An 11,898-nucleotide genomic window follows, 5' to 3' on the forward strand; every position below is an offset into this window, starting at 1 on the left:
CCGCCGCTTCCGCTTCCGCCACCCCCGTGGCCACCGCCGCCACCGCTTCCGCCACCACCGTGGCCACCGCCGCCGCCATCTTTGGCGTAGGCACTGGAACCCTGGGAAATCGAGTCAGGGATCAACACAATCGACGTCGAAAGCACGCCAGTTACGGCTACCGCGAGTAAGGCCTTCTTGAACAGCAGGTGGATTTGCATAGTTCGTCTCCAGGGCTTCGCCACGAGAACGCCAAATCAGTCAGGAATTCTGTTGTTAGTTTGTTGTTTTCCTTGCGTGGGATTTTTTCCCACACCAAAGTAATAGTCCTCGCCAGCCTGGCCTTCAAGGGCTGTGCGATCAAGCCGACCGACGGTTGGCCTGCTATGTTTTCCCTACCGCCATGGAGGAACAACGGCATGCCTGCGCTACTGACGCTGCAAACCCCGCGCTTGAGTGATTACAGCGAACTGGTTCAAGTGTGGGAAGACTCGGTACGCGCCACCCATGACTTTCTGCCAGAGGGGTATATCGTGCTGCTGCGCGAACATGTGCTGCGCCGCTACCTCGACGCGGTGATGCTGGTCTGCTGCAAGGACCGCCAGCGTATCTGTGGTTTCGCCGGGGTCGCCAACGGGCGCGTGGACATGCTGTTCGTCGCCCCGGCCTACCGCGGCCAAGGGGTTGGCAAGCGCCTGCTGCGCTATGCCATCACCGAACTGAATGCCGAGCGCCTGGATGTCAACGAGCAGAACCTGCAAGCGCTGGGTTTCTACCTGCATGAAGGCTTCGAAGTGATCGGCCGTTCGGCGACCGACGGCCTGGGCCAGCCTTACCCCCTGCTGCACATGCAGCTGATGCATACAGCGCCCTGAGGCTTCGTCCGAAAGTGCCGCGTCATGTGCCCAAAATGGCGCATCTGACACAGATTCCCATCATCAAGCGCGTAGGGGCAGGTACAATGGTGGTCTTTCCCTGCCTTTGCGAATTGCCCCATGTCCGAACCCGTCCGCCTGTCCAAACGCCTTATCGAGCAACTTGGCTGCTCCCGCCGCGAGGCCGAGCAGTACATTGAAGGAGGCTGGGTAACGGTCGATGGTGTGGTGGTCGAGCAGCCGCAGTTCAAGGTCGAAGCGCAGCACGTCGAGCTGCTGCCGGGCGCCCGGGCTGAAACACTGGAGCCGGTCACCCTGCTGCTGAACCAGCCGGCCGGCGTCGACAGTGAAACTGCCCGCGCCAGCATGAACATGGGCAGCCTGAGCGAAGCCCATCGCGAAGGCGTGCGTGCCCTGCACGGGCATTTTGCCCGGCAGGCCTGCGTGGCCCCGCTGGAGCGCGGCGCCAGCGGCCTGCAGGTGTTCACCCAAGACTGGCGGGTAACCCGCAAGATCGAAGCCGACCTGCGCCGTCTAGAGCAGGAATTCATCGTTGAAGTGCGCGGCGAGACCACGCCCCAGGCACTGGAACGCTTGGCGCGCGGCGCCACACGCAATGACCGCGAACTGCCCAAGGCCAAGGCCAGCTGGCAGAACGAGACCCACCTGCGCATGGCCCTGAAAAACCCCCAACCCGGGCAAATTGCCGAACTGTGTGCTTACCTGCGCCTGGAACTGGTAGGCATGCGCCGCATTCGCCTGGGTGGCGTATCGATGGGCAAGCTGCCCCTGGGCCAGTGGCGCTACGTGGCCACTACCGAACGTTTCTAAGCAATACGCCGCGCTGGAACGCGCGGCACCTGAACAGGATTCTGCAGCAATGAACCACAATGATGTCCTGCGCAGCCTGCGCTACATGCTCAAGGTGAACGACGCCAAGATGGCCGAGATCATCGGGTTCTCCGGCCTCGAAGTGCATCCCCTGGTGCTGGCCACCTACCTGAAGAAAGAAGAAGAGGAAGGTTTTGTGCGCTGCCCGGAACGGGTGATGGCGCACTTCCTCGACGGCCTGGTGATCTACCGCCGTGGCAAGGACGACAGCCGCCCGCCCCAGCCGATCGAGCTGCCGGTCACCAATAACCAGATCCTCAAGAAGCTGCGAGTGGCCTTTGAACTCAAGGAAGATGACCTGCACGCGATACTCAAGGCAGTCAATTTCCCGGTCAGCAAGCCCGAGCTCAGCGCGTTGTTCCGCAAGGCTGGCCACGAAAACTACCGACCGTGCGGCGACCAGTTGCTGCGTAACTTCCTCAAGGGCCTGACCCTGCGCGTGCGCGGCTGAGTGGCCATGCAGCATACGGTTGCCCCGGTCGGCATCGTCCGCTCGTGCTTCAAGGAAAAGTTCGCCATCCCGCGCCAACCGCAGCTGGCGCCCGCTGCCCGCGGCGTACTCGAACTACTGCCGCCGTTCGACCAGGGTGACGCGGTCGAAGGCCTGGAGCAGGTCAGCCATGTATGGCTGCTGTTCCTGTTCCACCAGGCCCTGGAGGACAAGCCGCGCCTGAAGGTGCGGCCACCGCGGCTGGGCGGCAACAAGAGCATGGGTGTGTTCGCCACCCGCGCGACCCACCGGCCCAATGGCATCGGCCAGTCGGTGGTGCGCCTGGAGGGCGTGGAACCTGGGCGCCTGTTGCTGTCCGGGATCGACCTGCTTGACGGCACACCAGTGCTGGATATCAAGCCCTATGTGCCCTACGCCGACAGTATCCCCGGGGCCAGCAACCAGATGGCCAGCGCCGCGCCTGCGGCAATTGCCGTACAGTGGGCCGACAGCGCCCTGCCCCAGGCCCGCGATCATGCGCTGCGGCTGGGCGAGCCGCTGGTGGAGCTGATCGAGCAATGCCTGGCGCAGGACCCACGGCCGGCCTACCAGATACCCCCGGCCGAGCGGGTGTATGGGGTGAGGTTCTGGGATGTGCAGGTGCGGTGGCATTACCCGCACCCGGAGGAGATCCGGGTGCTGGAGGTAGTACTGGGCTGAGGGCCACCGCATCGCCCTGTGTGGCAGCGGCCTTGCGTCGCGAAAGGGCTGCGCAGCGGCCCCAAGATTTCAGCCATCCTGCAAGGTCGCCGGGGCTGCTGCGCAGCCCATTCGCGACGCAAGGCCGCTCCCACAAAGGACCGCGCAGACACGAAAAAGGCGACCCTTGGGTCGCCTCTCTCATTTCAACCAGCTATCAACGAGCCGGGCCTTCAGCCACGCCCAGGTCGTCGGTCGGACGGGTATCGATCAGCGGTGCACCGCCAGAGGCCAGCTCCGAAGCCAACTTGTCGTTGTCCATTTCCTTGACCCACTTGGCCACGACCACGGTGGCAACGGCGTTGCCGACCAGGTTGGTCAGGGCGCGGGCTTCGGACATGAAGCGGTCGATACCAAGGATCAGCGCCAGGCCGGCGACCGGCAGGTGCCCAACGGCCGACAGGGTGGCGGCCAGGACGATGAAGCCCGAGCCAGTGACGCCCGCAGCACCTTTGGAAGCCACCAGCAGCACCAGCAGCAGCGTGATCTGGTGGGTGATGTCCATGGTGGTGTCGGTGGCCTGGGCGATGAATACCGCAGCCATGGTCAGGTAGATCGAGGTGCCGTCAAGGTTGAACGAGTAACCGGTCGGGATGACCAGGCCAACCACCGACTTCTTCGCACCCAGGCGCTCCATCTTGGCCAGCATACGCGGCAGGGCCGACTCCGAGGACGAAGTGCCCAGCACGATCAGCAGTTCTTCACGGATGTAGCGGATCAGCTTGAGTACGCTGAAGCCGTGGGCACGGCAGATACCGCCCAGCACCACCAGCACGAACAGCAGGCAGGTGATATAGAAGCAGGCCATCAGGTAGCCCAGCTGCACCAGCGAACCAACGCCGTACTGGCCAATGGTGAAGGCCATGGCACCGAAGGCACCGATCGGGGCCAGCTTCATGATCATGTTGATGATGTTGAACATGACATGGGCGAAGCGGTCGATCATGTCCAGCACTGGCTTGCCGTAGCTGCCCAGGCGGTGCAGGGCGAAGCCGAACAGTACCGAGAACATCAGCACCTGCAGGATGTCGCCATTGGCGAAGGCGCCGACCACGGTGTTGGGGATCACGTTCAGCAGGAAGCCGACAGTGGTCTGCTGCGCGCCGGCGGCGGCGTAGGCAGCCACGCTGCTGGCGTTCAGGGTGCTGACGTCGATGTGCATGCCAGCGCCAGGCTTGACCACGTTGACGACGACAAGGCCGATGATCAGGGCGATGGTGGAGACGATCTCAAAATACAGCAGCGCGTAGCCGCCGGTCTTGCCGACCGATTTCATGCTCTGCATGCCTGCAATGCCGCTGACCACGGTACAGAAGATGATCGGGGCGATAACCATCTTGATCAGTTTGACGAAGCCGTCACCCAAAGGTTTGAGGGCGACGCCCGTTTCCGGATAATAGTGGCCGAGCAGGATGCCGATGGTGATGGCGACCAACACCTGAACATACAGGGATTTGTACAGCGGCTGACGTGTCGTCATGGCTAATTTTCCTCAAGTGTGCCGGTTTTCACCCTTCCCAGGGTGATGGGGCACCTGAATCGCTAACCCTCCTGCACCTGGAGGGATTTGTCGTTGTGTTCGAGCTGCCTGGGCAGGCCTCTGCAAGGATCAATAGCAAGGGTGGTGCCAAAGTGCCCACCAAGGGTGCAAAGGCCGCATTTGCCTGGGATAAATGCCCAACGACAGGGCGCTTTGGCTGAGGAAGGCTGGCGGATTTCCGCCCGGTGGCGGGATTTGTACAGGGGGGTTGGCGGGAATCCGCCCATTCAGGGGGTACGTAGCAACAGGGATCAGTCACTCCAGATTGAAGGTGATCCTGAACGCTGCACCCCCTAATGGAGAATCCCCCAGGCTGAGCTCGGCGTCATAGCTGTCGACAATGTCCTTGACCACCGCCAACCCGATGCCCTGCCCAGGATGCTGGCTGTCCAGCCGCTCGCCGCGCTCCAGGATGCGCTCACGCTGGTCGGCCGGCACCCCCGGCCCATCATCCTCGATACACAGGACCAGCCGCCCTGGCGCTTGCTCCAGGCTCACCCGCACTTGCCCCAGGCTCAGCCGGTAGGCGTTCTCCAGCAGGTTGCCGAGCATTTCCAGCAAGGCGCCCTGCTCCATCGGCACTTGTGCCGTGTCTGGCAGTTCAAGGACGACGCTGACCCGCTTGTCGCGGTAGACCTTGGCCAAGGTGTTGCACAGGCTGTCGAGCAACGGCCGCACCAACACACTGTGACGCACCAGGCCGCTCTTGCGCAGGCTGGCGCGCTGTAGCTGGTAGTCGATCTGCTGGCTCATGCGCTCGATCTGGCTTTGCAGCACCCGCGCCTGCTCGCGTTCGCCACTGCGCTGCTGCAGGCTTTCGCCCACGCCTTGCAGCACCGCCAGTGGGGTTTTCAGGCTGTGCGCCAGGTCGTCCAGCGAATCACGGTAGCGTGTACGTTGCTCGCGCTCACTGCGCAACAGGCGGTTGAGCGAGCGAGTCAGGCGCAGCAACTCGCGCGGGTGCTCGCCGCTCAGGCCATCACGGGCGCCCGCTTCCACCTCGTCCAGTTCGTGGCTGAGCCGGCGCAACGAGCGCAGGCCCCAGGTCAAGCCGGCCCAGAGCAGCACCATCAGCGCCAGCAAGGCAGCGCCAAAACCCAGATACAGCTTTTCGCGCAGGCCATTGAGGGTGGCTGTGTACTCGCTCACCGGCTGCAGCGCGACAATGCTGTAGGCGGCGCTCTGGCCACCCAGCAGACGGATCTCGACGTCGTAGACGAAGAACTCTTCACCATCGGACTGGTGAATGCGGGCAAATTCGTTGCCGCGCCCGTCATAGCGCGGGCGATAGTTGATGTGCCGGTCAGCCGTGGCGCGTGACTGCCAGACCAGGTTGCCGTCGCGGTCGAAGATATACCCGAGCAGCCCGGTATATGGCAGGTTGTAACGCTCGTCCGGCAACAACGCCGGCATCTGCAACTGGCCATGTTCGATGCGCGCGGCGGATATCAGCGTAGTCACGTCCGAAGCCAGACGCTGCTCGATGGCCTCCTGCAACGCCAGGCTGAAGGCCTTCTGCAAGGCTGGCAGCAGCGCCAGCATGAACAGCAACGCCAGCACTGCGGCAGCCAGCATCAGGCGCACCCGCAGCGAGCGGATCATCTGCAGCGCTCGGTGAACAGGTAGCCAAGGCCGCGAACGGTATCGATGGGTTTGAAGCCCTGCTCGCCCTCAAGCTTGCGGCGCAGGCGGCCGACCAGTACCTCGATGACGTTGGGGTCGCGTTCCTCGTCGCCCGGGTACAGCTGCTCCATCAGGCGGTCCTTGGCCACGACCTGCTGATGATGGCGCATGAGGTATTCGAGGATGCGGTATTCGTAGGCGGTCAGCGCCAGCGGCTGTTGATCGAGGGTGGCCTGTTTGCGATTGAGGTCGAGCACCAATGGGCCGGCGGCGATGGTCGACTGGGTGAAGCCGCTGGACCGGCGCAGCAGGGCATTGAGCCGGGCTTCAAGCTCTTCGAACTGGAACGGCTTGACCAGGTAGTCGTCGGCCCCGGCAGCCAGGCCTTCGACCTTGTCCTGCCAATTGCCGCGGGCGGTCAGAATAAGGATAGGGAAAGTCTTGCCCTGGCTGCGCAGGCGCGTAATCAGCTCGAGGCCACTGATGCCGGGCAGGCCCAGATCGATGATGGCCAGGTCAAAATGGTACTGGCCGGCCTGGTACAGCGCCTCCTCGGCATCGGCAACCGCTTCGACCACATGGCCGCTTTCGCCCAGGCGGGTGTAGAGGTGATGGCGAAGCAGGGCTTCGTCCTCGACCACCAGCAGTTTCATGTGCAGCTCCTTGTGTGTATTGCCTGTACCGGCCCTTTCGCGGGCACGCCCGCGAGAGGGCCGGTACAGGATAACCCGGCTCGCGCGTCAGAACTTGTAGCTTGCTGCCAGGTAAGTCTGGGCACTGCTGGTCAGGCGCAGGGTGCCATCCTTCGGCCCGCCATGCGCGCCCACTTCGGTGGCGGCGTTGGTGCGCAGGTAACGGTAGCCCAGCTCGACCGAGGCCTTGTCGGTGATGTCCTGGATCACCCCGGCCTGCAGGCCGTAGGCATAACCGTAGTCGGTATCGCGACTGGCGCCTGGCGAGTCCTGGGTGAGCTTGGTCATGCCCAGGCTGCCACCCCCAAACAGCTTGGTGGTATCCCCCACTGGCAGGAACAGGTCGTAGCTGCCCAGCAGGTTTTCCTGGCGCAGTTTCAGGCCACTGTGGTCGCCCGAGACGTTGTCATAGGTCATGTAGTAGCGACCCTGGTCGTTGATCTTGCCCACACGCACACCCCAGGTGTCATCCTTGCCGATGATGCCGTCAGTATTGAGGTGATCGGTGTTGCGCTGCAGCAGGCCGGATTTGCGAACCTTGTCGCTGGTCTGGCCATAGGTCAAGCTGGCAAAGTTGTCGTCGGCGGCCTGGGCGGTGGTGATGCCAGCGGCACAGACGGCCATGGCGGCAAGCAGGGTGTTGAAGGTTTTCATGGCGGGTTACTCCAGTTGAGTGCGCTGTTTCGGTCTGGAAGCTAGAGTAAGGAGGGCACCCTGAACCGCGACTGAACCCTGGCTGAACCCCGGCTGAACGAACTGTCTGCAAGACAAGGAGTAGTAAAGATGCGTGCCCTGCTGGCCCTGACCCTGATGTGCAGCGCCGCCCTCGCCCAGGCGGCAGTAGTGACCCGCGAGATCCCCTACCAGGACGCCGACGGCAACCGCCTGGTCGGCTACTACGCCTACGACGATGCGCTGGACGGCAAACGCCCAGGCATCGTCGTGGTGCATGAATGGTGGGGCCTGAACGACTATGCCAAGCGTCGTGCACGAGATCTTGCGGCCTTGGGCTATAAAGCGCTGGCCATCGACATGTACGGCGATGGCAAGCACACCGAGCATCCGCAGGATGCCCAGGCATTCATGACCGAAGCGTTGAAGGACCCGGCCGCGGCAGCAGCGCGCTTCGACGCTGGCCTGGAGCTGCTGAAAAAGCAGCCGAACGTCAACAAGCATCAACTGGGCGCTGTGGGCTACTGCTTTGGCGGCAAAGTGGTGCTTGATGCCGCACGCCGGGGAGAGAAACTGGACGGTATGGTGAGCTTCCATGGCGCGTTGGCCACCCAGACGCCGGCCAAGCCTGGCGTAGTGCGCGCGGACATCCTGGTTGAACATGGCGCTGCGGACAGCATGGTCACGCAGCAGCAGGTGGACGCGTTCAAGGCGGAAATGGATGCGGCCAAGGTCAACTACCAGTTCGTCAGTATTGATGGAGCCAAGCACGGGTTTACCAACCCGGATGCAGACCGCTTGAGCCATGGCGACCATGGCGGCCCGGACATTGGCTATAACAAGGCGGCGGACGAGAGCTCCTGGGCCGATATGCAGACGTTTTTCAAGAAGGTGTTCAATTAAAAGCTTGCGCAATCGTTGTGGCTACAAGGAGTCGTTGCCACGCCTCCTCCCTTAGCGCTTGCACAGCTGGCACAATAGCCGCCATGAACACACTTCCCGCCTGCTGCGCCCCGCTCCAGCACCACTGGCCGCTGCCCCGCCCATTGCCCGGCGCGGTGCTGGTCAGTTGTGCCTTCGACCCTGCCCACTTGTCCGCCGACGACTTCCAGCGCGCTGGCGTACTGCCCAGCGCCAGCCTGCTGCGCTCGGTGGCCAAGCGCCAAGCCGAATACCTGGCCGGCCGCGTGTGCGCCCGTGCCGCCCTGCAGCGCCTTGACGGCCGCGACTACGTGCCCGGCACCCACGAAGACCGCTCGCCCATATGGCCCGCCGGTATTCGTGGCTCGATCACACACGGCAAGGGCTGGGCCGCCGCGGTGGTCGCCGACGAAAACAGCTGCCAAGGCCTGGGCCTGGATCAGGAAGCCTTGCTGGATGACGAACGCGCCGAGCGGCTGATGGGTGAAATCCTTATCCCGGCAGAGCTTGAACGCCTGGACCGCCGCCAGCTTGGGCTTACGGTCACCCTGACGTTCTCGCTGAAGGAAAGCTTGTTCAAGACCCTGTACCCGCTGACTCGCCAACGCTTCTACTTCGAACACGCAGAAGTGCTCGACTGGTCCCCGCAAGGCCTGGCACGCCTGCGCCTGCTCACCGACCTGTCACCGCAGTGGCGGCAAGGCGCAGAAGTGCAAGGCCAGTTCTGCCTGCAGGACGGCCACCTGCTGAGCCTGGTCAGCGTCTGACCTTTACAGCGGTGCCTGCTGCCGTGGCCAGTTCAGGCTGAAGCAGGCACCGCCCAACGCCTCGCTGCGGCCCACCGTGGCCCGGCCAGCGTGCCAGTAGATGATCCGCCGTACGATCGACAGGCCCAGGCCATGCCCGCCCGAAGCGCGGGTGCGGCTGTCGTCAAGGCGGGTGAAGGGCGTGAAGATACGGTCCCAGAAGCCCTCGGGGATCCCCGGCCCGTCATCCTCCACATCGATGCGGCAACGTTGCTGGCCTAGCTGATAGCTCAGGCGCACTTCGCCTTCGGCATGGCGCATGGCATTGCCAACCAGGTTCTGCAGCGCCCGGTGCAGGTAACGCGGCTCGGCCTCGACCCAGGCGCCATCGGCATCCGCGCCTTGGCACTCGCCACGCACCACGCGCACGTCGGCACGCAGTGGCGCCAGTTCTTCGATGACCCGGTCGAACAAGGCATCCAGGTCGATGCGCTGGAACTGCAAGGCCGGGGCGCCCTGCTCCAGGCGCGCGTAGGTGAGCATTTCGTCGACCAGCTTGTCGAGGTCCTGGATATCGCCGTCCATGCCGGCAAGGTGCTTGGCCCGCGCCTGCTCGGTGCTGGCGCTTTCGATCATCTCCAGGCCAAAACGCAGGCGCGCCACCGGGGTGCGCAGTTCATGGGATACCGCTCGCACCAGTTCGCGCTGCATGGTCAACGAGCGCTGCAAATGCTCGGCCATGCCGTTGAAGGCCGCGGCCAGGCGCCCTACCGAGTCGGCATCGCCCGCTGGCACACGGGTGTCCAGGCTACCTTGCGCGATGCGCGTAGCAGCAACTTCCAGGCCCGACACGCGGCGCTCCAGCTGGCGCACCAGCAGGTAGACCACGAGGCCAATCAGGCACAGGCCAAGGAACGCGATCAGGATCAGCAACTGCGGCGGGTACGGGTTGAGCTGGTACAGCGGGCCGATTTCCAGCACCCAGGGCGAGCCTGCCAACCCGGCGAACACCCGGATCGAGTCGCCATCCTTGCCCAGCGCCATCACCGTGTCGCCTTCCTCGACCCGGCGCCGCTGGTCATCGTCCAGGCTGGCCCGCTCGATGCGCTGCAAGGCCACGCCAAAGCCGAAGCCCTTTTCCTTTTTTAGATGTGCCAGACGCTGCTGCTGCTCAGTCACCGGGTAGCGCACCAGTTCGTCGGCCAACAGGTAAAGGGTGGCCCGCGCCAGCTGCTCGCTGATCTGTTTGATCTGCGCCACCAGCAGCAGGTCTTCCTGGCCGACCTTGCGCAGCACGACTGCGGCATGCGGGCCGGTCATCTCGACCACCACCAGCCCGCGGTAAAGACGCGCCCGCTGGCCCCCGTCCAGGCTTCGCGCAGTCATCGGCTGCAGCGCCAGGGGCACGCCCAGCAAGCGTTCCCAGATCAGCAATGAACGTTTGCGTTCGGTTTCGTCCTGCATGGCCAGGTTGTCGGCCATGAGACTGAATGTGCCTTGGGCCAACCCCTCGCGATGCTGTGCGGCGCGCACTTCATTGACCAGGTGCAGGCTGAGTACGCCGAGCAGCGCCACCAGCACCAGCACGGCCAGCATGCCGCCGTATATACGTAGGAAGATCGAGTTGTTCATGGCGCCTCGCCGACGAACAGGTAGCCCTTGCTGCGCAGGGTCTTGATCAGCCGCGGCTGGACAGGGTCATCGCCAATCTTGGGGCGGATTTTCGAAATACGGATGTCGATGGAACGGTCCTGGCCGTCGTAGCCGACGCCGCGCAGCGCGGTGAAGATCTGCTCGCGGGTCAGCACCCGGCCGGCGTTGCTGGCCAGTAGCCAGAGGAGGTCGAACTCCGCGCCTGTCAGCTCGATCAGCTGTTCGCCCAGGCGCGCCTCGCGCAGGCGGTTGTCGATGCGCAGCGCACCGAAGGCCAGGTCCTGACGCTTGCTGTCCACCGCTTCACTGCGGCGCAGCAGGGCCTGGATCCGCGCCAACAGCAAGCGTGGGCGTACTGGCTTGCATACGTAGTCGTCGGCGCCCAGGTCCAGGCCCTGGACCTGATCGAGTTCGTCACTGCGGGCGGTGAGCATGAGGATCGGCCCGGGGTATTGGGTACGCACCCGGCGGCAGATGCTCAGGCCGTCCTCGCCGGGGAGCATCAGGTCGAGGATGACCAGGTCGGGTTGGCTATCGACGATGCGCCTCGCGGCACGGGCGCCATCGGCCTCCACCGCGACCTCGAAACCATTGGCCTGCAGGTATTCGGCGGTGAGCTCGGCGAGGCGCTGGTCGTCTTCGACGATGAGGATGCGGGGGGTGGGGTGGTCCATGGCTTGGCCTTGTTGTTCTTGGGATCGTGTCAGGGCAGCTGAGAGTATGGCTGCAGATGGGTGGTGCCTGCGAGACCGAGCGCCGCCCGCGCGGCGCATCGCGAGCTGCGCTCGCTCCTACATTTGTTTCGGGCCAATTATTCCTGTGCCATTTGCGCGCGAACGCCTTTGGCGCACGGCGCGATATCGTGTCGTACACACAAGGCGGTCGCGCGCGCCTGTCACAGGCGTGACTGGCCCGAAACAAATGTAGGAGCGAGCGCAGCTCGCGATGCGCCGCGCGGGCGGCGCTCGATCTCCCAGGCGACGAAACAACTCAAGGCATGCACCTGCCAGCCGTTACTGGCCCACGCGACAGGTACATCAGGCCATTACTCCCCCCTGCAATTGCAGATTGCGACAAGACCACCGTGTGCATGGTGTGCATGATTTGGTTTTTGTGG

Annotated in this window: 12 protein-coding genes and 1 pseudogene; 6 read left to right on the plus strand and 7 right to left on the minus strand. The window is 63.9% G+C overall.

The window, feature by feature from the left end; genetic code table 11:
- Positions 1-200: pseudogene (locus DMX11_RS26340) on the minus strand (hypothetical protein); the annotation flags it as partial.
- Between the two features lie 198 nt (positions 201-398).
- Here DMX11_RS26340 and DMX11_RS23440 point away from each other — a divergent pair.
- The 4 genes from DMX11_RS23440 to tsaA all read left to right on the plus strand — a co-directional run bounded on the left by DMX11_RS23440 (position 399) and on the right by tsaA (position 2,895).
- Positions 399-854, plus strand: coding sequence for a GNAT family N-acetyltransferase (locus DMX11_RS23440; RefSeq protein ID WP_110747417.1), 456 nt, complete (start codon positions 399-401; stop codon positions 852-854).
- A 120-nt stretch (positions 855-974) separates the two neighbouring features.
- The gene (locus tag DMX11_RS23445) at positions 975-1,685 is read left to right on the plus strand and encodes an rRNA pseudouridine synthase (protein ID WP_110747420.1); all 711 of its coding nucleotides are present in this window, start codon (positions 975-977) and stop codon (positions 1,683-1,685) included.
- 49 nt (positions 1,686-1,734) lie between these two features.
- On the plus strand, positions 1,735-2,196 hold the full coding sequence (locus DMX11_RS23450; protein WP_110747423.1) for a DUF1456 family protein: 462 nt from the start codon (positions 1,735-1,737) through the stop codon (positions 2,194-2,196).
- Positions 2,197-2,202: 6 nt separating this feature from the next.
- Positions 2,203-2,895 carry a tRNA (N6-threonylcarbamoyladenosine(37)-N6)-methyltransferase TrmO gene (gene tsaA / locus DMX11_RS23455; RefSeq protein ID WP_110747426.1) on the plus strand — a complete coding sequence of 231 codons (693 nt, stop codon included), beginning with the start codon at positions 2,203-2,205 and terminating at the stop codon, positions 2,893-2,895.
- Between the two features lie 196 nt (positions 2,896-3,091).
- On the opposite strand, the gene DMX11_RS23460 is transcribed toward tsaA, so the two are convergent.
- The 4 genes from DMX11_RS23460 to DMX11_RS23475 all read right to left on the minus strand — a co-directional run bounded on the left by DMX11_RS23460 (position 3,092) and on the right by DMX11_RS23475 (position 7,443).
- Positions 3,092-4,414: a dicarboxylate/amino acid:cation symporter gene (locus DMX11_RS23460; protein ID WP_016712021.1), complete on the minus strand. Its 1,323-nt coding sequence runs from the start codon at positions 4,412-4,414 to the stop codon at positions 3,092-3,094.
- A 315-nt stretch (positions 4,415-4,729) separates the two neighbouring features.
- Positions 4,730-6,076 carry an ATP-binding protein gene (locus DMX11_RS23465; RefSeq protein ID WP_110747428.1) on the minus strand — a complete coding sequence of 449 codons (1,347 nt, stop codon included), beginning with the start codon at positions 6,074-6,076 and terminating at the stop codon, positions 4,730-4,732.
- Positions 6,073-6,750 (minus strand): response regulator, encoded by a 678-nt coding sequence (locus tag DMX11_RS23470; RefSeq protein ID WP_110747431.1) that lies wholly within the window; start codon positions 6,748-6,750, stop codon positions 6,073-6,075. Before DMX11_RS23470 ends, DMX11_RS23465 begins: the two co-directional genes overlap by 4 nt.
- An 87-nt stretch (positions 6,751-6,837) precedes the next feature.
- A complete protein-coding gene (locus DMX11_RS23475) occupies positions 6,838-7,443 on the minus strand; it encodes an outer membrane protein (protein ID WP_110747434.1) in 606 nt (201 codons plus the stop codon).
- 129 nt (positions 7,444-7,572) lie between these two features.
- On the opposite strand from DMX11_RS23475, the gene DMX11_RS23480 reads away from it, so the two are divergent.
- Both DMX11_RS23480 and DMX11_RS23485 read left to right on the plus strand, forming a co-directional pair.
- On the plus strand, positions 7,573-8,364 hold the full coding sequence (locus tag DMX11_RS23480; RefSeq protein ID WP_110747438.1) for a dienelactone hydrolase family protein: 792 nt from the start codon (positions 7,573-7,575) through the stop codon (positions 8,362-8,364).
- A gap of 83 nt (positions 8,365-8,447) precedes the next feature.
- Positions 8,448-9,149: a 4'-phosphopantetheinyl transferase gene (locus tag DMX11_RS23485; RefSeq protein ID WP_110747441.1), complete on the plus strand. Its 702-nt coding sequence runs from the start codon at positions 8,448-8,450 to the stop codon at positions 9,147-9,149.
- A gap of 3 nt (positions 9,150-9,152) precedes the next feature.
- Here DMX11_RS23485 and DMX11_RS23490 read toward each other — a convergent pair whose 3' ends face one another.
- Together DMX11_RS23490 and DMX11_RS23495 are read right to left on the minus strand one after the other, a co-directional pair.
- Positions 9,153-10,760, minus strand: a complete 1,608-nt coding sequence (locus DMX11_RS23490; protein WP_110747444.1) for an ATP-binding protein — start codon at positions 10,758-10,760, stop codon at positions 9,153-9,155.
- Positions 10,757-11,455: a response regulator transcription factor gene (locus DMX11_RS23495; protein WP_110747447.1), complete on the minus strand. Its 699-nt coding sequence runs from the start codon at positions 11,453-11,455 to the stop codon at positions 10,757-10,759. The genes DMX11_RS23490 and DMX11_RS23495 overlap by 4 nt, the downstream gene beginning before the upstream one ends.
- Positions 11,456-11,898 lie beyond the last annotated feature (443 nt).

Origin of the sequence: Pseudomonas sp. LB-090624 (genome assembly GCF_003205205.1) — a bacterium.
In the GTDB taxonomy this organism is placed as follows: domain Bacteria; phylum Pseudomonadota; class Gammaproteobacteria; order Pseudomonadales; family Pseudomonadaceae; genus Aquipseudomonas.